The sequence below is a fragment of the Pseudomonas sp. 13B_3.2_Bac1 genome, from assembly GCF_025466205.1.
Classification (GTDB): Bacteria; Pseudomonadota; Gammaproteobacteria; order Pseudomonadales; family Pseudomonadaceae; genus Aquipseudomonas; species Aquipseudomonas fluorescens_H.
The window spans coordinates 39,452-58,783 of sequence record NZ_JANLOG010000113.1; the positions used below are offsets into that span (position 1 = coordinate 39,452).

19 protein-coding genes and 1 pseudogene are annotated in these 19,332 nt (G+C 60.0%); 9 read left to right on the forward strand and 11 right to left on the reverse strand.

The window, feature by feature from the left end; all coding sequences use genetic code 11:
* The first annotated feature begins 30 nt into the window (after positions 1–30).
* Both NTD85_RS18520 and NTD85_RS18525 read left to right on the forward strand, forming a co-directional pair.
* Positions 31–828, forward strand: coding sequence for an isocitrate lyase/phosphoenolpyruvate mutase family protein (locus NTD85_RS18520; protein ID WP_262142869.1), 798 nt, complete (start codon positions 31–33; stop codon positions 826–828).
* 1 nt (position 829) lies between these two features.
* Entirely contained in the window at positions 830–1,459 is a 630-nt protein-coding gene (locus NTD85_RS18525) for a DNA-3-methyladenine glycosylase family protein (protein ID WP_262142870.1), read from the forward strand.
* A 172-nt stretch (positions 1,460–1,631) separates the two neighbouring features.
* On the opposite strand, the gene NTD85_RS18530 is transcribed toward NTD85_RS18525, so the two are convergent.
* From NTD85_RS18530 to NTD85_RS18540, 3 genes are all read right to left on the reverse strand, one after another.
* Positions 1,632–2,729, reverse strand: a complete 1,098-nt coding sequence (locus tag NTD85_RS18530) for an extracellular solute-binding protein (protein ID WP_262142871.1) — start codon at positions 2,727–2,729, stop codon at positions 1,632–1,634.
* A gap of 2 nt (positions 2,730–2,731) precedes the next feature.
* Positions 2,732–3,853, reverse strand: coding sequence for an agmatine deiminase (gene aguA, locus NTD85_RS18535; protein WP_262142872.1), 1,122 nt, complete (start codon positions 3,851–3,853; stop codon positions 2,732–2,734).
* Positions 3,854–3,952: 99 nt separating this feature from the next.
* Positions 3,953–4,837 carry a LysR substrate-binding domain-containing protein gene (locus tag NTD85_RS18540; RefSeq protein WP_262142873.1) on the reverse strand — a complete coding sequence of 295 codons (885 nt, stop codon included), beginning with the start codon at positions 4,835–4,837 and terminating at the stop codon, positions 3,953–3,955.
* A gap of 209 nt (positions 4,838–5,046) precedes the next feature.
* Between NTD85_RS18540 and NTD85_RS18545 the strand changes: the two genes are divergently transcribed.
* Entirely contained in the window at positions 5,047–5,535 is a 489-nt protein-coding gene (locus tag NTD85_RS18545) for a GFA family protein (protein ID WP_103486528.1), read from the forward strand.
* Between the two features lie 118 nt (positions 5,536–5,653).
* On the opposite strand, the gene NTD85_RS18550 is transcribed toward NTD85_RS18545, so the two are convergent.
* The 3 genes from NTD85_RS18550 to NTD85_RS18560 form a co-directional block, all read right to left on the reverse strand.
* On the reverse strand, positions 5,654–6,940 hold the full coding sequence (locus NTD85_RS18550) for an ATP-binding protein (RefSeq protein WP_003224101.1): 1,287 nt from the start codon (positions 6,938–6,940) through the stop codon (positions 5,654–5,656).
* Positions 6,941–7,648 (reverse strand): response regulator, encoded by a 708-nt coding sequence (locus tag NTD85_RS18555; RefSeq protein ID WP_045122404.1) that lies wholly within the window; start codon positions 7,646–7,648, stop codon positions 6,941–6,943.
* A gap of 147 nt (positions 7,649–7,795) precedes the next feature.
* A complete protein-coding gene (locus NTD85_RS18560) occupies positions 7,796–8,404 on the reverse strand; it encodes a tRNA-(ms[2]io[6]A)-hydroxylase (RefSeq protein WP_003224098.1) in 609 nt (202 codons plus the stop codon).
* A 159-nt stretch (positions 8,405–8,563) separates the two neighbouring features.
* Between NTD85_RS18560 and NTD85_RS18565 the strand changes: the two genes are divergently transcribed.
* Entirely contained in the window at positions 8,564–9,427 is an 864-nt protein-coding gene (locus NTD85_RS18565) for a universal stress protein (protein ID WP_103486529.1), read from the forward strand.
* Positions 9,428–9,538: 111 nt separating this feature from the next.
* On the opposite strand, the gene NTD85_RS18570 is transcribed toward NTD85_RS18565, so the two are convergent.
* A complete protein-coding gene (locus NTD85_RS18570) occupies positions 9,539–10,009 on the reverse strand; it encodes a DUF1289 domain-containing protein (RefSeq protein WP_262142874.1) in 471 nt (156 codons plus the stop codon).
* Between the two features lie 467 nt (positions 10,010–10,476).
* Here NTD85_RS18570 and acnB point away from each other — a divergent pair, with 467 nt between their 5' ends.
* Positions 10,477–13,086: a bifunctional aconitate hydratase 2/2-methylisocitrate dehydratase gene (gene acnB, locus NTD85_RS18575; RefSeq protein ID WP_045122402.1), complete on the forward strand. Its 2,610-nt coding sequence runs from the start codon at positions 10,477–10,479 to the stop codon at positions 13,084–13,086.
* A 73-nt stretch (positions 13,087–13,159) separates the two neighbouring features.
* On the opposite strand, the gene NTD85_RS18580 is transcribed toward acnB, so the two are convergent.
* The 4 genes from NTD85_RS18580 to NTD85_RS18595 all read right to left on the reverse strand — a co-directional run bounded on the left by NTD85_RS18580 (position 13,160) and on the right by NTD85_RS18595 (position 16,835).
* Positions 13,160–14,806 (reverse strand): SulP family inorganic anion transporter, encoded by a 1,647-nt coding sequence (locus tag NTD85_RS18580; protein WP_112997795.1) that lies wholly within the window; start codon positions 14,804–14,806, stop codon positions 13,160–13,162.
* Between the two features lie 80 nt (positions 14,807–14,886).
* Positions 14,887–16,167: an HAAAP family serine/threonine permease gene (locus NTD85_RS18585; protein WP_262142886.1), complete on the reverse strand. Its 1,281-nt coding sequence runs from the start codon at positions 16,165–16,167 to the stop codon at positions 14,887–14,889.
* A 253-nt stretch (positions 16,168–16,420) separates the two neighbouring features.
* Positions 16,421–16,591 (reverse strand): hypothetical protein, encoded by a 171-nt coding sequence (locus NTD85_RS18590; RefSeq protein ID WP_003224087.1) that lies wholly within the window; start codon positions 16,589–16,591, stop codon positions 16,421–16,423.
* 49 nt (positions 16,592–16,640) lie between these two features.
* On the reverse strand, positions 16,641–16,835 hold the full coding sequence (locus tag NTD85_RS18595; RefSeq protein ID WP_003224085.1) for a hypothetical protein: 195 nt from the start codon (positions 16,833–16,835) through the stop codon (positions 16,641–16,643).
* Between the two features lie 232 nt (positions 16,836–17,067).
* On the opposite strand from NTD85_RS18595, the gene NTD85_RS18600 reads away from it, so the two are divergent.
* The 4 genes and pseudogenes from NTD85_RS18600 to NTD85_RS18615 all read left to right on the forward strand — a co-directional run bounded on the left by NTD85_RS18600 (position 17,068) and on the right by NTD85_RS18615 (position 19,235).
* On the forward strand, positions 17,068–17,451 hold the full coding sequence (locus NTD85_RS18600; protein WP_262142875.1) for a tautomerase family protein: 384 nt from the start codon (positions 17,068–17,070) through the stop codon (positions 17,449–17,451).
* A gap of 223 nt (positions 17,452–17,674) precedes the next feature.
* On the forward strand, positions 17,675–18,199 hold the full coding sequence (locus NTD85_RS18605) for a cysteine hydrolase family protein (RefSeq protein ID WP_262142876.1): 525 nt from the start codon (positions 17,675–17,677) through the stop codon (positions 18,197–18,199).
* Between the two features lie 357 nt (positions 18,200–18,556).
* Positions 18,557–18,792 (forward strand): annotated as a pseudogene (locus NTD85_RS18610) (DUF4822 domain-containing protein); the annotation flags it as partial.
* Positions 18,793–18,806: 14 nt separating this feature from the next.
* A complete protein-coding gene (locus NTD85_RS18615) occupies positions 18,807–19,235 on the forward strand; it encodes a hypothetical protein (protein WP_003224082.1) in 429 nt (142 codons plus the stop codon).
* Positions 19,236–19,332 lie beyond the last annotated feature (97 nt).

A 19,332-nucleotide genomic window follows, 5' to 3' on the forward strand; every position in this document is an offset into this window, starting at 1 on the left:
GATTTGCACCACTCACTAGAAGGGATTTCGATGAACGCGCTCGACACTCGGTTTCACCAGTTACACCAGGATGGCCTGCTGATCCTGACCAACGTCGCTGACGCCACCGGTGCGCGGCTGGTCGAGCAAGCGGGCGGCAAGGCTGTCGCTACCAGCAGCGCGGCGGTCGCGTGGGCGCACGGCTATGCGGATGGCAACACCCTGCCCCTCGAACGGCTGATTTCAACCGTGGAATCCATCGCCCGGGTGATCAAGGTGCCGTTGAGCGTGGACATCGAGGCCGGTTATTCCGATGACCTCGGGCGTGTGGCCGAAGTCATCGACGCGGTGCTCGCTGCCGGTGCGGTCGGGATCAATATCGAGGACGGCAGCGGCGCCCCGGGACTGTTGGTGCGCAAGATCGAAGTGGCACGCGAAGTCGCCCGCAAGCGCGAGGTGAAGCTGTTCATCAACGCGCGCACCGACGTCTACCTCAAGAGTCTGGTACCGGCCGAGGATCGCGTCGCCGAAACCCTGCGCCGTTCGGCGTTGTACCAGGCGGCCGGGGCCGATGGCTTGTTTGCTGCCGGCGTGACTGCCGCGTATGAAATCGAAGCAATCTGCAAGGGCACGTCACTGCCGGTGAACGTGCTCGGCTTCGCCTGCCTGCCCTCGCCGACTGAGCTGCAAGCCCTGGGCGTGCGCCGCTTGAGTGCCGGTTCCGGTATCGCCGAATTCCTTTATGGCGCGATGGGTTCGCTGGTGAAGAGCTTCCTCGCCAGCGGCAAGCTCGACACCCACGACCTCAAGGCGCTGACCTACGGCGAAGTCAACGGCCTGCTGAAATAGTATGCTGGATCGTTATCAGGCGGCCAGCGAGTTTCTGGCCGCGCTCGACGAGGACTGGCAGCGACACATTGCAGCCATCGGCCCTTGCCTGCATCAACCGCACCCGACGCGTGATCCTTACGAATCGCTGGTGCGGGCGATTGCCTATCAGCAGCTGCACGCCAAGGCTGGGGATGCGATTGTCGGGCGCCTGGTGGCGTTGTTTCCTGGGCAGACGTTTCCCCGGCCTGAGCAGATTCTCGCGACCGACTTCGATCAGTTGCGCGGCTGCGGCTTTTCGGCGGGCAAGATTGCGACTATTCAGGGCATCGCCCAGGCGACGCTGGACGGCGTGGTGCCGGATTATCCCACCGCGCTGGCGATGGACGACGAGGCGCTGATCGAACGCTTGGGCAGCCTGCACGGGGTTGGCCGCTGGACGGTGGAGATGCTGTTGATCTACAGCCTCGAACGCATGGATATTTTGCCGGCGGATGACTTTGGCGTGCGCGAGGGCTATCGGCGCTTGAAGGGGCTGGAGGTGCAGCCGACGCGCAAGCAGATGATCGAGATCGGCTCGGCGTGGAGTCCGTATCGGACGGTGGCGGCCTGGTACCTGTGGCGCATGCCAAAACCGCTGCCCTCACCCTAGCCCTCTCCCGGAGGGAGAGGGAACTGACTGGGGGAGATTTGAGATATCCGCCGACCTGAAATAGCGGCTGTGAATCCATAGTCGCCCCGGATTTTCAGGTCGATGTATTACGCAAGACTCCTCGGTCGGCTCCCTCTCCCTCCGGGAGAGGGCTGGGGTGAGGGTTGGCTTTTCAGAGGCCAGACTTCAACTTGCTGAACGCCCGAATCAAAGCCCGATTGAACGCCTTGCCATTGTCATTCTTGCTGTACAGCGAAGCCCGCACCGCCTCCGACGGATACGTCCCCGGATCATTTCGGATAGAGGCATCGACCAAAGCATCCGCCGCCGTGATCGCATTGGCGTAATGGATGGTGTCCGTGATCGGCGCGATCACTTCGGGAGTCATCAGGTAATCCATCAACGCCAGCCCGGCCTGCGGATGCGGCGCGTCCTTGGGAATGACCATGGCGTCGAACCAGATCAGCGTGCCCTCCTTCGGGATGCGGTAACTGAGCTGGAACGGCTTGCTCGCCGCTTGCGCCTGCCCTGCTGCAATCGCCACGTTGCCATTCCACGACATCGCCACGCAGGTGTTGCCGTTAGCCAGGTCGCTGATGTTCAGGTCGTTGTCGAAGTAGCGAATGTACGGACGGATCTTCGCCAGTTGCTGCTCGGCGAGCTTCAGGTCATCAAGGTTCTGCCGGTTGATGTCCAGGCCCAGGTACTTCATGACTGCGGCGAACACTTCGTTTGGATCGTTGAGCAGACTCACCCCGCAATCGGCAAATTTAGAGACCACGGCCGGGTCGAACAGCATCGCCCAACTGTCCGTCGGCGCCTCCGGCAGACGCTGCTTGATCGCCTGCTCCTGATAACCGACGCCGGTCGTGCCCCAAGCGTAGATTCCAGCAAAGCGGTTGCCCGGATCGAACACCGCCATGTGCTGACGGAACTCTTCACCGACGCCGGAAAAATGCGGCACCCGCGCCTTGTCCAGCGGCTGGATCGCACCGCTCTCGATGGCCCGCGACAGGTGCTGACCGGCGGTCAGCACCAGGTCATAACCGCTGCGCCCGGTGAGCAGTTTGGTCTCCACGGTTTCCAGCGAATCAAAGTGATCGGCGACCACATGAATGCCGGTCTGCGCCTCGAAATTCTTCAGCGTATCCGCGGCCAGATACTCGCCCCAGATGTACAGGTTGACCACCGGTCTGGCGGTGTCGGCGGCCTGCACACACAGGGGTGCAAGCACCAGCAGTAACGCTTGAGTCAGTTTGTGCAGGCCCATCATCACACCCCCTTCTTGTGAGGCGTGCCGGCGTATTGCGGCATGGTGATGCACGCAACGTTACCGCCACCGAGGAGGATTTCCCGGGAGTTTTCGATGCCGACGATCTTGTGCTGCGGGAACAGTTCGGCGAGGGTCGCCAATGCCACTTGGTCGTTGCGATCACCGAACAGCGGCACCACGATCGAGCTGTTACCGGCGTAGTAATTGATGTACGACGCGCAAATTTGGGTGCCGGCCTGACGGGTGTGCGTGCTGTCCTGCTGATCGAGGCCTTCGGCTTCTTCGGCAGTCCACTCCAGCACGTCCGGTTGCGGCAGTTTATGCACGATCAACTCGCGACCACGGCTGTCGCGGGTGCTGCGCAGGATGTCGTAGGCCTCCTGATAGATTTCCCACTGCGGATCATCGCGGTTGTCGGTCCATTGCAGCACCACTTCGCCCGGGCGTACGAAGCACGCCAGATCATCGACATGGCCATCGGTCTCGTCGAACTTGCAACCGCGTGGCAGCCAGATCACCTGCTCGGCGCCGAGGTAATCGGTCAGGCGTCGAGTGACCTCGTCTTTGCCCAGATGCTGGTTGCGATTGCGGTTGAGCAGGCACTGTTCGGTGGTGAGGATGCTGCCCTGGCCGTCACTCTGGATGCCGCCGAGTTCGGCAATCAGCGGTGCGCGGTAACGGTCGAAACGTTCGATTTCGAGGATCTTGCTGGCGATCTGGTCGTCCTTGTCCCACGGGTAATACAGGCCGCCGTCGAGGCCGCCATAAGCATTGAATTCGAAGTCGACGCCACGCACTTCGCCGCTCTGGTCGTTGACCACGAAACACGGACCGCTGTCGCGGAACCAGGTGTCGTTGCAGGTCATCTCGACCACGCGCACCTGCGGCGGCAACTGGCGGCGCGCAGTGGCGAATTGCGCAGCGGAGGCGCACACGGTGACCGGTTCGCTCTGCGCGATGGCGCTGACAATCTGTACCCACACTTTCTGCGCCGGTTTCGCACCGTTGCGCCACACGTCGGTGCGCTCCGGCCAGCCGAGCCAGCAACCGGATTTGGCTTCGAATTCGCCGGGCAGACGAAAGCCGTCGTGTTTGGGGGTGGAGTCAAGCAAACGTGCCATGGTCAAACCTCGTCTTGGGGTTGGGAATGACCACAGGCTACGGTCGCTGACGGCTGGCCCGCCAACGATGATTATTGCGGAACAGTTGAATTCAACTCATCAATCGGCCAGTTGATCGTTGAACCATTCGAGCATCTGCGCCACCGCCGGACGTTCCAGGCGCAGTCGCTCGCAGACCAGCGCGTATTGGCCAAGCGCGGTCATGCTTGACGCGAACGGCCGCACCAGGCGCCCGCTCAGCAAGTCCTCCTGCGCGGTGAGGTTGTCGCCCATCGCCACGCCCTGCCCCTGCGCCGCCGCTTCCAGCGCCAGACCGGCGTGGGCGAAATACAACTGGCGCTGCGGACGCAGATCGCCGGCATGACTGGTGAGCCAGGCGGTCCAGGTCTTGCCGTCCTGATCGTCGTGCAGCAAGCAATGACGGGCCAGGTCCTTCGGGGCTTTCAGAGAGCCCTGGTTGAACAGTCCGGGGCTGCACACCGGGAAGAATTGCAGCGCCGGCAACGGCCGCACGAAGTAGGCGCTGCTGTCCACTGGGCCGGTGCCGTAGGTGATCGCCAGATCGATGTCTTCGCCGGGGGCACTGGCGTCAATCGGCTGCTCGTAGAGGTGCAGAGTGATGTGCGGATAGCGTGCGTAAAAATCGGTGAGGCGGTTCATCAGCCACTTCTGCGCCAGTTCGGCGGTGACCGCCAGGCGCAACACCGCCAACGAAGACGGATCGCGGAGCTCATCGCAGGCCTCGCCGATCAGTTCGAAGGCCTGTTGCAGGCTCTGCATCAGGCGTCCGGCGGCGATGGTCGGGCGGATCTGCCGGCCTTCGCGGATGAACAGCGGGACGCCGAGTTGTTCTTCGAGTTGCCGGATCTGGTGACTGACCGCGCTGTCGGTGACGCACAACTCGGCGGCGGCCCGACCGAAATGCGCGTGGCGGGCGGCGCATTCGAAGGTTCGCAGGGCGGCCAGTGAGGGGAGTCTTCGCATGGGTTGGGGTGCCTTTTTTTTGGACATGCTGACCGGGCTGGCGGTGGGCGTCCAGTGCGACCGCGTCATCGTTCATCGCGAGCAGGCTCACTCCTACATTTGAAATGCATTCCAATTGTAGGAGTGAGCCTGCTCGCGATGGCACCAGAACAAACACTGCAAAACCTTCTAGGCTCAACCGCACCCCTTCAGCCAACCGGAGGCCCCTCATGCACCTCGAAGGCTCCTGCCATTGCGGCGCCGTCACCTTCAGTCTGACCAGCGCCCACCCCTACCCTTATCAACGCTGCTACTGCTCGATCTGCCGCAAGACCCAGGGCGGTGGCGGTTACGCGATCAACCTCGGCGGCGATGCGGCCAGTCTGAAAGTCCAGGGTCGCAAGCACATCTCGATCTACCACGCGAAGATGAAGGAAGAAGGCGAAAAACGTGCCCATCGCAGCACAGCCGAGCGGCATTTCTGTTCTCAGTGCGGCAGTGGTTTGTGGCTGTTCAGCCCGGAATGGCCGGAACTGATTCACCCGTTCGCTTCGGCCATCGATACGCCGCTGCCGGTGCCGCCGGAGCACACGCATTTGATGCTCGGGTCGAAGGCGCCCTGGGTCGAGGTGGATGCGAAACCCAAGGACAAGCAGTTTGCGGTGTACCCCGAGGAGTCGATTGCGCAGTGGCATGAGCGGTTGGGGTTGGTCAAATGAGCATAGTTTCGCGCTGTGATTGATGGCCCCATCGCGAGCAGGCTCACGCCTACATTTGGAATCCATTCCTTTGTAGGAGTGAGCCTGCTCGCGATGGGGCCCAACCTGCCAACCCAAATCAGTCCAGATGCGCCCAGGTCATCCGAAACGACGCCCCACCCCAAGCCGATTCCCCGACCTCGACCTGCCCGCCATGGGACTGCGACACCCGCCGCACCAGCGCCAGCCCCAGGCCAAAACCACCGGTTCGCCGATCGCGACTGGCATCCAGCCGCGAGAACGGTTCGAAGATTTTCTCCCGACCTTCCACCGGCACACCCGGACCGTCGTCGTTGACCCGCACTTCGTAGTAATCGCCGCTGCGCACCAGCGTCACTTCGACTCGCTGCTCGGCATAACGAATGGCGTTGCGCAGCAGATTGATCACCGCCCGCGCCATGAACCGCGGCTCGATGCGCACGGTGTCGAGCCGGCAGTCACCGATCAGCAACTGCACCCCCGCCGCTTCCGCCTCCAGCGCGACGCTGCCGACCACGCTGTCGAGCCAGTTGGCGGCCTGGATGTTTTCACGCTTGATCACCGTCGCGCCACGTTCGAGGCTGGCGTAGGTCAGCAGCTCGGAGACCATTTCTTCCAGCTCGCCAAGGTCGGCGTACATGTCGGCAATGAGTTCACGATTCTGACTGGCGTCCGGCTGTTGCTTGAGTTGGTCGAGTTCGAACGACAATCGCGCAATCGGCGTACGCAGTTCGTGGGACACCGCGTTGGTCAGCTCGCGCTGATTGGCGATCAGGCTTTCGATCCGTGCCGCCATCAGGTTGAAGTGTTCGGCCAGATCGCGAATGTTCGAGCGTTTCGACAGTTGAATGCGCACCGACAGGTCGTTGTCGCCAAAGCGTTCGGCGGCCAGACGCAGTTTTTCCAGATCACGCCAGTGCGGGCGCACCCAGAAGAACAGGACGATACCGATCAGCACTGCGAGCATCGCGTAAGCCACCGCGATGTAGAACGGCATCAGGCTCGGCTCGGGCGGCAGCTTGATGCTGAGCAGTTGCGAGCCACCGTCGATGTTGCTGATGAACTGGGTGTAGTTGTCGCGAATCACCAGCAGGTTCTGCGCCAGTTCGGCCTTTTCCTCAGCGCTGAGCGCCAGTTGATCGGCCTCGACCAGTTTCAGCGACAGACCGTAGTGCGGACGCAACGCTTCCAGTTGTTGCTCACGCGCCGCTCCCTGCTGATCGCGCATGTGTTCGACCAGTGACCACGCCTGACCGCGCACCGCTTCACGGTTGTAGGCCTGCATCTGATTGTCGAGCAACGCGTTAAAGGTGTGCTCGACGGTTTGCAGGGCCAGAACCAGCCCTACTGTCATCACCAGAAACAGCCCGAGGAATAACCGCAGCATTTACAGCTCCCACGCGAACGGATTGAACAGGTAACCCTTGCCCCACACGGTCTTGATGCACACCGGTTCGCGGGGATTGTCTTTGAGTTTGTTGCGCAATTTGCTGATGTACACGTCGACGCTGCGGTTGAGCCCGTCAAAAGCGATACCGCGCATGCGATTGAGGATGTCATCGCGGGACAGGGTCTTGCCGGCGGCGCTGGCCAGCAGCCACAGCAGCTCGAATTCCATGGTGGTCATTTCGATGATCTCGCCGGCCAGACGCACTTCGCGGCAGCTGCGATCGATGCTCAACCGTCCGAATTCCAGCGAGCTGACCACGCCGCTGTCCGGCACCTGTCGCCGCTGCAAGGCGCGCAGCCGAGCGAGCAATACCGGCGGTTTGATCGGTTTGATCACGTAGTCATCGGCGCCGGATTCCAGACCGAGAATGTGGTCGAGATCGTCTTCCTTGGCGGTGAGGATGACAATCGGCGTGTCCGCCACACTGCGAATTTCCCGGCACACGTGCAAGCCGCTCTGCCCCGGCAGCATCAGGTCGAGCACCACCACTTTGGGCTGGAACTCGAGAAACGCGGCCACCGCCAGATCGCCGCGATGCACCGCGCGCACTTCGTAGCCATGCTGTTCGAGAAAGTGCGCAATCAGCGTGGCCAGACGCTCGTCGTCTTCGACCAGCAGGACTTTGCCAAAACCCAGGTTATCCATAACGACCGTCTGCCAACCCATGTGTGAAGTGGGCGACAGTATGGCGGCAATCGCCGCCGAGGCGTTGTTTCGGGCAGCAAAAACCGGCCGCAGGGGCCGGTTTTCGGTGATATTTCATACTCTTAAGAGTTTTTAACAGTTTGTGTCTCAGGCCGCAGCCGGCACACCACTGTGAAAGCGGAACTCTTCATCAGGCGACTCGATCAGCTCCTGCTCGGCAGCACGGACCTTGTCGATCACCTGAGCGATGTCCTTCGCGTCGCCGTACTGGTAAGCCAGTTTCAGATAACCCTGAAAGTGCCGCGCCTCGCTTTTCAACAGGCCGAAATAGAACTTGCCGAGTTCTTCGTCGAGATGCGGTACCAGCGCTTCGAAACGCTCACAACTGCGCGCTTCGATAAATGCGCCGACCACCAGCGTATCCACCAGTTTCACCGGTTCATGGCTGCGCACCACTTTGCGCAGACTCGACGCGTACCGCCCGGCGTGCAGCTGGCGCAGCTCGATCTTGCGGCGCTTCATGATGCGCATGACTTGTTCGTGGTGCACCAGTTCTTCCCGGGCCAGACGCGACATCATGTTGATCAGGTCGACGTGGGAATGGTACTTGGCAATCAGGCTCAGCGCGGTACTGGCGGCCTTGAACTCGCAGTTCTTGTGGTCGATCAGCAGGGTTTCCTGATCGGCCAGTGCCGCCTGGACCCAGGCGTCGGGCGTGCGGCAGCCAAGGAATTCGTGGATTTCGGGAAGGATCATGGGGCTCACGGTAAAAGGTGTACGAGCAAAGGCCGCCGATTATACCGGCCTGCCCGCAGACCACCAGTCGCAGGTGTTGATATGCATCAAGTCGCAGGCACAGGAGCAGCAACTATAGTTGTGCTACGCCGTGCCTTTTCTTTGCTGGAGACTCCGCTCATGCAAGCCATTCGCAGCATTCTGGTGGTCATCGACCCCGAACATTCGGAAAGCCTGGCGCTCAAGCGCGCCAAGTTGATCGCCGGTGTGACGCAGGCCCATCTGCACCTGCTGGTGTGCGACCGCAAGCACGACCACGCTGCCATGCTCGGTGTACTCAAAGCCGCGCTGATCGCCGATGGCTACAGCGTGACCACCGAACAGGCGTGGAACGAGAGCCTGCACGAAACCATCATCGATGTGCAGCAGGCCGAAGGCTGCGGGCTGGTGGTCAAACAGCACTTCCCCGACAGCGCCCTGAAAAAAGCCCTGCTGACCCCGGCCGACTGGAAACTGCTGCGGCACTGCCCGACTCCGGTACTGCTGGTGAAAACCAGCACACCGTGGAAAGACCGGGTGATTCTGGCGGCCGTCGATGTCGGCAATGCCGATGGCGAGCACCGGCACTTGCACACCACGATCATCGATCACGGCTACGACATCGCGAGCCTCGCCAAGGGGCATCTGCATGTCATCACGGCCCATCCGTCGCCGATGCTGTCCTCGGCGGATCCGGTGTTCCAGCTCAAGTCGACGATCGAGGCGAAATATCGCGAGCAGTGCAAGGCGTTTCAGGCTGAATTCGATGTGGATGACGAGCATCTGCACATCGAGGAAGGCCCGGCGGACGTGCTGATTCCGTTCATGGCGCACAAGCTGCAGGCGGCGGTGACGGTGATCGGCACCGTGGCGCGAACCGGGTTGTCAGGCGCATTGATCGGCAATACCGCCGAAGTGGTGCTGGATGCGCTGGAAAGCGATGTGCTGGTACTCAAGCCGCAGGAGGTTGAGGATCATCTGGTGGAGTTGGCGGTGAAGCATTAAGCGTTGCGGTACCTGAAACGGCCCCTTCGCGAGCAAGCCCGCTCCCACAGTGGATTGATGTCGAACACAAAATCCCTGTGGGAGCGGGCTTGCTCGCGAAGCTTTTGATCTTCAGGCGCCGAAGGCGTCCTTGAGGAAACCGGGGGCGATGTAGCGCTGATAATGCGCTTCCGACAGCAGGAAGAATTCCCGATCAATGGCATCGCGCAATTCCGGCAGGTTCCATTCGCGGAACTCCGGCAGCAACACCATCCCGTAGGCTTCCAGATTAATGATCACCCGCGCCCCGCGAGCAATCAGCTGATACGCCCAGCAATATTCCGACTGATGCGGCACGAAGCGGATCTTGCGCTGTTCCAGCTGTTGGCGCAGGCGCGCCGGATCGAAGATCTCGACCTTGCTGGCCATCACTTGTGACAGCAATTGCTCCAGCCGCAACCACACCGCACGCTTTTCCTCCTCGCCGTAACCATTCCAGTGGATCACTTCGTGGTGGAAACGCTTGCAGCCACGGCACACCAGATCTCCGTAAACAGTGGAGCAGAGGCCGACGCAGGGGGTCTTGATGGTCTGATTGGGCATAAATTGGCAAAACACTGAAACGCGGAACAGGCCGGCATGTTAGCCCTTTGTCGGGCATTGATCACCCCTCAAACGTCAGGGGCAAGCGCTGGCTCGCGGTTTGACTCACCTGCGCACAACGCCACCAAAGTCCAATAGAGCGCGACTTACCTTTAAATTTTTTTTGCCGTAGAATCAGCCAGCCTTTTAAGGCGCCAATGTCCGTTAGAAGCTGTTTTCAAAGCGTCACGAGCACAGTCGTTCCTTCAGAGCGGTGTTGGCGAAGGGTTTTTCCAGCGGGGAAAAGCCCAACGCCAACCCTCATCAGCTCCCCGTTCTGCAGGCGTAAAACTTTGAAAGCAGCTTCTGTAAGGAATGGTCGGTAATTCTGGCTAAGCGGCCCACAACGCCGCGCAGCGCATGAGTACGAGCATTTCGCGACGAGCGTCCCGGACACCCATTTGGGACCACTGATGAGGGTAATAACTGTGCTTGAAGCCTACCGCAAACATATCGAAGAGCGTGCAGCCCTGGGTATCGTTCCCCAGCCGCTTAACGCCGAACAAACTGCAGGCCTGGTCGAGCTGCTGAAGAATCCTCCGGCTGGCGAAGAAGCTTTCCTCGTTGACCTGATCACCAATCGCGTACCACCAGGAGTGGACGAAGCCGCTTACGTCAAAGCCGGTTTCCTGTCGGCCCTGGCCAAAGGCGAAGTCTCCTCCCCTCTGCTGGACAAGAAGCGCGCTGTAGAACTGCTAGGCACCATGCAGGGCGGCTACAACATCGTGACCCTGGTTGAACTGCTGGACAACGCCGAGCTGGCGCCAGTGGCTGCCGAAGAACTCAAGCACACCCTGCTGATGTTCGATGCCTTCCACGACGTGGCTGAAAAAGCCAAGAACGGCAACGTTCACGCCAAAGCCGTGCTGCAATCCTGGGCTGACGGCGAGTGGTTCAAGAAGCGCCCGGTACTGGCCGACAAGATCAGCCTGCGCGTGTTCAAGGTCACCGGCGAAACCAACACCGACGACCTGTCCCCTGCGCCAGACGCCTGGTCGCGTCCTGACATCCCGCTGCACGCCCTGGCCATGCTGAAAATGGCTCGTGACGGCATCGTTCCGGACGAGCAAGGCAAGACCGGCCCGATGAAGCAGATCGAAGAGATGCGCGGCCAAGGCTTCCCGATCGCCTACGTCGGTGACGTGGTCGGTACCGGTTCCTCGCGTAAATCGGCGACCAACTCGGTCCTGTGGTTCTTCGGCGACGACATCCCTTACGTGCCGAACAAGCGCGCTGGCGGTTTCTGCTTCGGCAGCAAAATCGCCCCGATCTTCTACAACACCATGGAAGATGCCGGCGCACTGCCAATCGAGTTCGACGTGTCGAACATGAACATGGGCGACGTGATCGACCTGTACCCGCACGCAGGCAAAGTCTGCAAGCACGGTACCGACGAAGTCATCACCACCTTCGAAATGAAGACCCCTGTGCTGCTGGACGAAGTCCGTGCCGGCGGTCGTATTCCGCTGATCATCGGCCGTGGCCTGACCGAGAAGGCTCGCGCCGAACTGGGTCTGCCAGCATTCGATCTGTTCAAGAAGCCTGAAGCACCGGCTGAAAGCACCAAGGGCTTCACCCTGGCGCAGAAAATGGTCGGCAAGGCTTGCGGTCTGGCAGAAGGCCAAGGCGTTCGTCCTGGCACCTACTGCGAACCGAAGATGACCACCGTGGGTTCTCAGGACACCACCGGTCCAATGACCCGTGACGAACTGAAAGACCTGGCGTGCCTGGGCTTCTCCGCTGACCTGGTGATGCAGTCTTTCTGCCACACCGCGGCGTATCCGAAGCCGATCGACGTGACCACCCACCACACCCTGCCTGACTTCATCATGACCCGCGGCGGCGTTTCCCTGCGTCCGGGCGACGGCATCATCCACTCGTGGCTGAACCGCATGCTGCTGCCGGACACCGTGGGTACCGGTGGTGACTCGCACACCCGTTTCCCGATGGGCATCTCGTTCCCGGCCGGTTCCGGTCTGGTCGCGTTCGCCGCTGCCACCGGCGTCATGCCGCTGGACATGCCGGAATCGATCCTGGTGCGCTTCAAAGGCAAAATGAAACCTGGCATCACCCTGCGTGACCTGGTTCATGCCATTCCTTACTTCGCCATCCAGAACGGTCTGCTGACCGTCGAGAAGAAAGGCAAGAAAAACGCCTTCTCCGGCCGCATCCTGGAAATCGAAGGCCTGGAAGGTCTGACCCTGGAGCAGGCGTTCGAACTGTCCGACGCCTCGGCCGAACGTTCGGCTGCCGGTTGCACCATCAAGCTGTCGAAAGAGTCGATCACCGAGTACCTGCAGTCCAACATCACCCTGCTGCGCTGGATGATCGGCGAAGGCTACGGCGATGCACGTACCCTGGAACGTCGCGCGCAAGCGATGGAAGCCTGGATCGCCAACCCTGAGCTGATGGAAGCCGATGCCGACGCCGAATACGCCGAAGTCATCGAAATCGATCTGGCCGACATCAACGAGCCGGTACTGTGCGCACCGAACGATCCGGACGACGCCCGTCTGCTGTCCAGCGTTGCTGGCGAGAAGATCGACGAAGTGTTCATCGGTTCGTGCATGACCAACATCGGTCACTTCCGCGCTGCCGGTAAACTGCTGGATCAGGTCAAGGGTCAGCTGCCTACCCGTCTGTGGCTGTCGCCGCCGACCAAGATGGACGCTCACCAACTGACCGAAGAAGGCTACTACGGCATCTACGGCAAAGCAGGCGCGCGCATGGAAATGCCAGGCTGCTCGCTGTGCATGGGTAACCAGGCACGCGTTGAGCCGAACAGCACCGTGGTCTCGACTTCGACCCGTAACTTCCCGAACCGTCTGGGCGACGGCGCGAATGTCTACCTGGCTTCGGCCGAGCTGGCGTCCGTGGCTTCGATCCTGGGTCGCCTGCCGACCGTCGAGGAGTACATGGAATACGCTGGCAAGATCGACAGCATGGCGGCCGATGTCTACCGCTATCTGTCCTTCGACCAGATCGCCGAGTTCCGTGAAGCAGCTGCGAACGCCAAGATCCCGGTCGTTCAAGCCTAACGTTACAAAGCAATAGAAAACGCCGCCCATCGTGAGATGCGCGGCGTTTTTTTATACCTTGGAATACCGGAGGTTAAGTGTTGAGTTTGAGGGCTTGCCGGACCGCGCCATCAACGCTCAGCCCGCTAAGCGTCACGCCATTTGCTTGCACTTCGGGCAACGCCTCCAGCACCGCCAGTGCCTCATGCTTGAGCCGCGCCAGAATCAACCGCTTGCCTTCCTGATGCACCCGCAGGAAAAACTCCTGCATCGCCTCGATGCTGGTGCCGTCCAGGTCCGGGGTTTCCTCCAGACTCAGGATCACCGTGTGCACCGGGGCCTCCGAATGGCGAATCAGGCGCAACGCTGCACCGAGAATCCGCTCGACGTTGGCAAAGAACAACGCCTCACTGGGCCGCACAATCAACACTCCCGGCTCGGTTGTGGCCGTTGGATGACGTTGCAGATCGACAAAATCATGCCCGCCGTCGATCCGTCCGAGCACCTGAATGTCCGCCGCCGACATCTGTTTGAGCATCAGCAGCACGCTGATGGCCACCGACACCAGCAACCCGTCGAGAATGCCCAGTACCAGCACCGCCCCCACCGCGCACAACACCAGCACCCGATCCCGGCGCCAGACGAAATAGCGCCCCAGCGGCTGCAGACTCAAGCCCCGCGCCAGCGCATGAATCACGATGGCGGCCAGGATCGGCTCCGGCGTCAGAGCGATCCACGGCAGTACCGTCAGCACGATCACCAGTACCACCAGCGCCGCCACCCCACCGGCCCAGCGGGAAGTCGCCCCTGCAGCCTCGTTCGCCGACGTCGCCGAATACCCGGCCCCCGCCGGCATGCCATGGAACAATCCCGACAACAGATTCGAGGCACCCAGCGCCAGCAGATCACGGTTGGAGGTCACACGGTCACCGTGCTTAAGCGCGTAAGAGCTGATCGAACCGTAAGACTCGGCGTACAGAATCATTACCAGCGCGAACCCGACCTCACCCAGCCGCAGCCAGTCGGCAAACGGCAACACCGGCAGGCTCGGCACTTCAAGGCTCAGGTCGATTAAACCGATCATGCTCACGCCATGAGCCGGCAGGTTCAGCCATTGCCCGGCGACAATGCCGATCACCACCACCAGCAAACCACCGGGGACCCGTGGAAAGCGCGAAAACAGTCCCAACAGCAGCAACGCCACCGCTGCAACCGCCGCCGCCGGCCAGTTCCATTGCGGCAGTTGTTCGAGTAATTGCGGGGCGAAGCGCACCAGATTGGCGTCGGTCAGATGCACGCCGACCACGCTGGCGACCTGCTTGAGGATGATGGTCAGGGCCAGGCCGAAGGCAAACCCACGCAGCACCGGCTTGGCGATAAACGACGTGACAGTGCCCAAGCGGAATACTCCGGCCAGCAAGAACAACCCACCGCTGACCAGTACCAGCCCGATGGCCAGCGTAGAACGCAGCTGCGGATCGCCATTGGCCAGGGTTGCAGTCGCCGCCGCCAACACCGCCGCCGAGGAAGAAGTGGCCGAAACAATCGCAAAACGGCTGGTGCCAAACAGCCCATAACAGAGTAACCCGGCAAACAAGGCGATCACCCCGGCCTGGGGCGCCAGCGCGGCGATGGTGGAATAAGCGACTGCTTCGGGCAACAACAGACCGGCAATCGACAGACCGGCGAGGATGTCCTGCCAGCGATTGGGTGGTTCTACAGGTTGGGGCGCGCTCGACAATCCACTGTCTCCAGACGAAAAAAAGCCGCTGTGCGCATCACGCACAGCGGCCACTGTAGCTGAGTATCTGGAGCTTTGGCTTACGCCGTCAGCGAATAAATCAACGCCGAAATCGCCACCAGACCTACGGCGGTGACAAACACGTTCGACGCCTGACCGCGATAGCGTGCCATCGCCGGGACTTTACGGATGGCGTACATCGGCATCAGGAACAGAATCGCGGCGATCACCGGGCCACCGATGGTCTCGATCATGCCGAGGATGCTCGGGTTCAGGGTCGCGACGATCCAGCACACCACCAGCATGAACGCCGCCACGATGCGGTCCAGCGCCTTGGCGCCCGGACGCTTGCCGCTCTTGACGATCAGGCCCTTGAGGCCTTCGCTGGCACCGATGTAGTGGCCGAGGAACGACTTGGAGATTGCCACGAACGCAATCAACGGCGCCGCGAAAGCGATGGTCGGATTGCTGAAGTGGTTGGCCAGGTACGACAGGATCGACAGGTTCTGCGCCTTGGCTTCGGCCAGTTGTTCCGGCGACAGGGTCAGCACGCAACTGAAGACGAAGAACAGCACCATCACCACCATCAGCAGGTGGGCGCGGCAGAGGATCTGCGAGCTGCGCTGGTCAGCGTTGACCCCGTAACGACGCTTCTGGTCCACCGCAAACGCCGAGATGATCGGCGAGTGGTTGAACGAGAACACCATCACCGGAATCGCCAGCCACAGCGTGTGCAGCAGCGCCGACGGCGCCGGTACTTGCGAAGCGGTGGTGAGAATGCCGCCATTCCAGTGCGGAATCAGGTACACCGCGAGGAACAGCAACGCAACGATGAACGGGTACACCATCAGGCTCATCGCCTTGACGATCACCTGCTCGCCGCAACGCACCACGGCCAGCAGGCCGAGGATCAGCACGAACGACAGCAGCGCGCGCGGTGGCGGCGTGATGTGCAGTTGATGTTCGAGGAAACTGGCGACCGTGTTGGTCAGACCGACGCTGTAGATCAGCAGGATCGGGAAAATGGCGAAGAAGTACAGCAGGGTGATCAGCGCGCCGGCCTTGATGCCGAAATGCTGCTCGACCACGTCGGTAATGTCCGCGCCTTCGCGACCAGAAAGTACGAAGCGGGTCAGGCCTCGGTGGGCGAAGAACGTCATCGGGAAGGCCAGCAGCGCGAGGATCACCAGCGGCCAGAAGCCACCCAGACCGGCGTTGATCGGCAAAAACAGGGTACCGGCGCCAATGGCCGTCCCGAACAGTCCCAACATCCACGTGGTGTCATGGCGATTCCAGCTCGACAGTTCAGCTGGTGCTGCCGCTTCATAGCGTTCGTTGACGCTATTGGCCTGATCATTCATCCGGTCGGATCTCCGCATTCCGGTCACTTGCCACTCGGTCAGGACGCGTCGGAAAAAACCGACAGACATGCTCCGGCCGAAACAGGGGCGCGATTCTCCGCGATAAATGAGCAGAAGCAAAGACTTAGCTGAGGAATGGTTGTACGGAGCAGATCAGCAGGTTGTCGTTTTCGGGAAAAATCCTGTCGGCTACGGATACGCAAGATGTCGTTTTCCGGCAAGTTTCAGCGCCAATTCGAACGACAGGACTTGATCAGATCGATCGAGCCAGGAGAAATCCGAGTGACATGCAAAACAGGCCGAACGCCAACAATCCCCAGATTGGGTACATATCGCCCTTGTTTTTAATACGCATTCTTTCTTCCCACTCATCGTGCTCACGTTCCAGCTCTTCCATTCTGGCTTTGCGGTCATAGGTACTCATGTGGATTTTCCTTTTTGGATCATTGGTCGGACGGTTGTGGAACGAACAATCAAAACTTGAAGAAAACACCTGCTACTGCGGTGATTGCTGTCACCACCCCAGCTGTTACCGCAAGCGGATATAAATTTGTCTCTCTATTAAGCTTTTTTTCCTCCGCCAAGAGCTTTTTCCTCTCGGCCACAAGCTTTCTTGACTCATTCTCCAGCCTGTCGAGTTCCAGATTTTCAAGATCGTTCTTGAGCATTCGCCTTCCTTGGCTTCTGGCAGTCCCTGTGCCCGGGCTGCTTTGTACCCACATGATTTCGCGTTCATCACCATTCCGATAGCAGATGCATCTGCCAAATTCGTAGGCAAAATCCGCGAAAATTGTAGGCGGCCTCATACAAAAACAGCGGCGAATTCATCACTCCACACTTTCAATTTGGCCGACATGCTCTAGCGTGAGAGGAGTCCCCTGCCCCACGGAGTCTGTGCCCATGCCCCTCGTCCGCGTCGAAATCAAAAAACACGCCGATCCCACCTTCGCCAAACGCATCGGCGAACAGATCTACGCCGCCATGCGCAGCGCCATCAACGTCCCGGAGCACGATAACTTCCAGATCCTCAACGAACACGACGGCGAGCATTTCATCTTCGACCCGCAATACCTGGGCATCCAACGCACCGATCAGCTGGTGATCATCCAGATCACCCTCAATGAAGGCCGGACCCTGGAGCAGAAAAAAGCGCTGTACCAGACCATCGCCCAGAACCTGAACACCCATCTGGGCATTCGTCTGGAGGACGTGTTCATCAATCTGGTTGAGGTCAAAAAAGAGAACTGGTCGTTCGGCAACGGCATCGCCCAATACGCCAGTTGACAGCCCGCCACGGGCCCCCGCATCATCGGCCACATGAACGTTTGCGCGCTGCACCTCACCCGTACCACCACCACGACCGCCACCGGCGGGTCGTGGTGTTTGTGCATGAGGTAAAACCCGCGCAGCAAACCCAAGGCCCCGCCAGCAATGGACGGGGCCTTTTTGTTTCTCCCGTCCGTGCGGCTGCTGTTGCAAACCAGTGAGTCACTCAAGGAGAAACACCATGTCCGCAGCACTATTGATCATCGATATGCAGGTCGGTCTGTTCCATGGCCCGGAACAACCCCATGACGGCGAACGCCTCCTCGCCAATATCCAACGCCTGATTGTTCTGGCTCGCCAACAACACGTGCCAATCTTCGCCGTGCGCCACACCGGGCCGGAAGGTTCGCCGATTGCTGCGGGCAGCCCATTCTGGCAATTGCTGCCGGCACTGGAGCTGGATGCAGAAGTCGATACCCTCTTCAACAAATCCCGCCCCAATGCTTTCCACGGCACGGACCTGGCGCGCCGACTCGAATCGGCGCAGATCAATGACCTGTATATCGTCGGAATGAAAAGCCAGTTCTGCATCGACAGCACCTGCCGCGCCGCTGCCGACCTCGGTTTCAAACCCGTGCTCGTGGCCGACGCTCACACGTGCATGGACACCCCCGCGCTCGCTGCGCAGGCGATCATCGATCACCACAACGCAACCCTCGGCGCTGCCTTCGCCCGGTTGATCAACAGTGCCGACGTGACGTTCTGACCCGCCGCCCTGCGAATTGACGTCGCTGCACTGTAGTGCGGTTACGTCAATGCAGTATTTGTAACTGCATCGGTGTTCCTACAAGGATGTTTAATGTTGATCCGCGCTCACCGAAGTCAATAACCGACGACTGCCCATAGTTCTGGGCATTGATTTCATCTAACGCCCATTCCGAATTAAACTCATTCCGAGATTTCAGATAATTCCTACAACCTAAACCAGCAAAAACAAATCGAACAAAACGTTACGCAATGCAAAATAACAACTCTTTGTTACAAGCGAATACTCAGTCATTGAACAATTAACAACTACGAGCCTATATTTTTCTGGCATTGAGTTCAGGGAATCAAAGAACGCAAAGCGAATTACCCGGGCGTAGTGGGAATTTCGACATGGGATCCCGAACGCAATCGTTATGAGTTGTTCCACACCGATACGGGCGAATCAAAATACAACAACGGCGGTGGTGGTTATTTCTTTATTACCGGGAAGTGCCACGCGACATGCGCAATGAGAATCCGCCTGTACGGATCTACGTCGTTCATGCGCCTTATACCGGAACGGTCCAGACAAAGTCCGCCACCCAACAATAAACCAGGAGTCCACCATGCAAAAAACAATGAAAGCATTGCTGATGTCGACGCTATTGATCTCCTCGGCCTATTGCGCAGGCGTCAGTGCGCAAGCTGCCACCCCGCCGGTCAAGGATGCTGTCGCTACAGCAGACAACGCGATGATGTTGACCGTATTCCTGAAACACGATCAGTCGCGACCGCTGAGCGAACTCAAGGCCCAGCTCGCGCAACAGGGGTTCTATAAAACCTTTCCCCCGGCCGGGGTGGAAGTGGTGAGCTGGAAAATCATGATGGGCATCGGCCAAGTAGTCACCGTGCGCTTCCCGGCATCGCGCCTGGCCGAAGTCAACCTCGCACTGGAAAACACCGCGTGGGGCAGTTACCGAACCGAGTTCTATCCCACCTACGATTTCAAACCGATTGCCCTGGCCGAACAAACCAAAGCCCAAACAGCGCAATGATCCCGTCAGCACACTGGATAGCCGGTGTGCTGCCGCCCTTGCTTCTTGCGCGAAGCCGTCCAGAATCAGAACACACAACGCGCATCAGCATGATTGC

Coding starts and splice junctions, on each gene's coding strand:
- NTD85_RS18590 (WP_003224087.1), bottom strand. CDS start 16,591: ATGAGTACCTATGACCGCAAAGCCAGAATGGAAGAGCTGGAACGTGAG.
- NTD85_RS18520 (WP_262142869.1), top strand. CDS start 31: ATGAACGCGCTCGACACTCGGTTTCACCAGTTACACCAGGATGGCCTG.
- NTD85_RS18570 (WP_262142874.1), bottom strand. CDS start 10,009: ATGCCCAATCAGACCATCAAGACCCCCTGCGTCGGCCTCTGCTCCACT.
- NTD85_RS18600 (WP_262142875.1), top strand. CDS start 17,068: ATGCCCCTCGTCCGCGTCGAAATCAAAAAACACGCCGATCCCACCTTC.
- NTD85_RS18555 (WP_045122404.1), bottom strand. CDS start 7,648: ATGGATAACCTGGGTTTTGGCAAAGTCCTGCTGGTCGAAGACGACGAG.
- NTD85_RS18550 (WP_003224101.1), bottom strand. CDS start 6,940: ATGCTGCGGTTATTCCTCGGGCTGTTTCTGGTGATGACAGTAGGGCTG.
- NTD85_RS18565 (WP_103486529.1), top strand. CDS start 8,564: ATGCAAGCCATTCGCAGCATTCTGGTGGTCATCGACCCCGAACATTCG.
- aguA (WP_262142872.1), bottom strand. CDS start 3,853: ATGGCACGTTTGCTTGACTCCACCCCCAAACACGACGGCTTTCGTCTG.
- NTD85_RS18530 (WP_262142871.1), bottom strand. CDS start 2,729: ATGGGCCTGCACAAACTGACTCAAGCGTTACTGCTGGTGCTTGCACCC.
- NTD85_RS18560 (WP_003224098.1), bottom strand. CDS start 8,404: ATGATCCTTCCCGAAATCCACGAATTCCTTGGCTGCCGCACGCCCGAC.
- NTD85_RS18615 (WP_003224082.1), top strand. CDS start 18,807: ATGCAAAAAACAATGAAAGCATTGCTGATGTCGACGCTATTGATCTCC.
- NTD85_RS18585 (WP_262142886.1), bottom strand. CDS start 16,167: ATGAATGATCAGGCCAATAGCGTCAACGAACGCTATGAAGCGGCAGCA.
- NTD85_RS18525 (WP_262142870.1), top strand. CDS start 830: ATGCTGGATCGTTATCAGGCGGCCAGCGAGTTTCTGGCCGCGCTCGAC.
- NTD85_RS18545 (WP_103486528.1), top strand. CDS start 5,047: ATGCACCTCGAAGGCTCCTGCCATTGCGGCGCCGTCACCTTCAGTCTG.
- NTD85_RS18595 (WP_003224085.1), bottom strand. CDS start 16,835: ATGCTCAAGAACGATCTTGAAAATCTGGAACTCGACAGGCTGGAGAAT.
- NTD85_RS18540 (WP_262142873.1), bottom strand. CDS start 4,837: ATGCGAAGACTCCCCTCACTGGCCGCCCTGCGAACCTTCGAATGCGCC.
- NTD85_RS18605 (WP_262142876.1), top strand. CDS start 17,675: ATGTCCGCAGCACTATTGATCATCGATATGCAGGTCGGTCTGTTCCAT.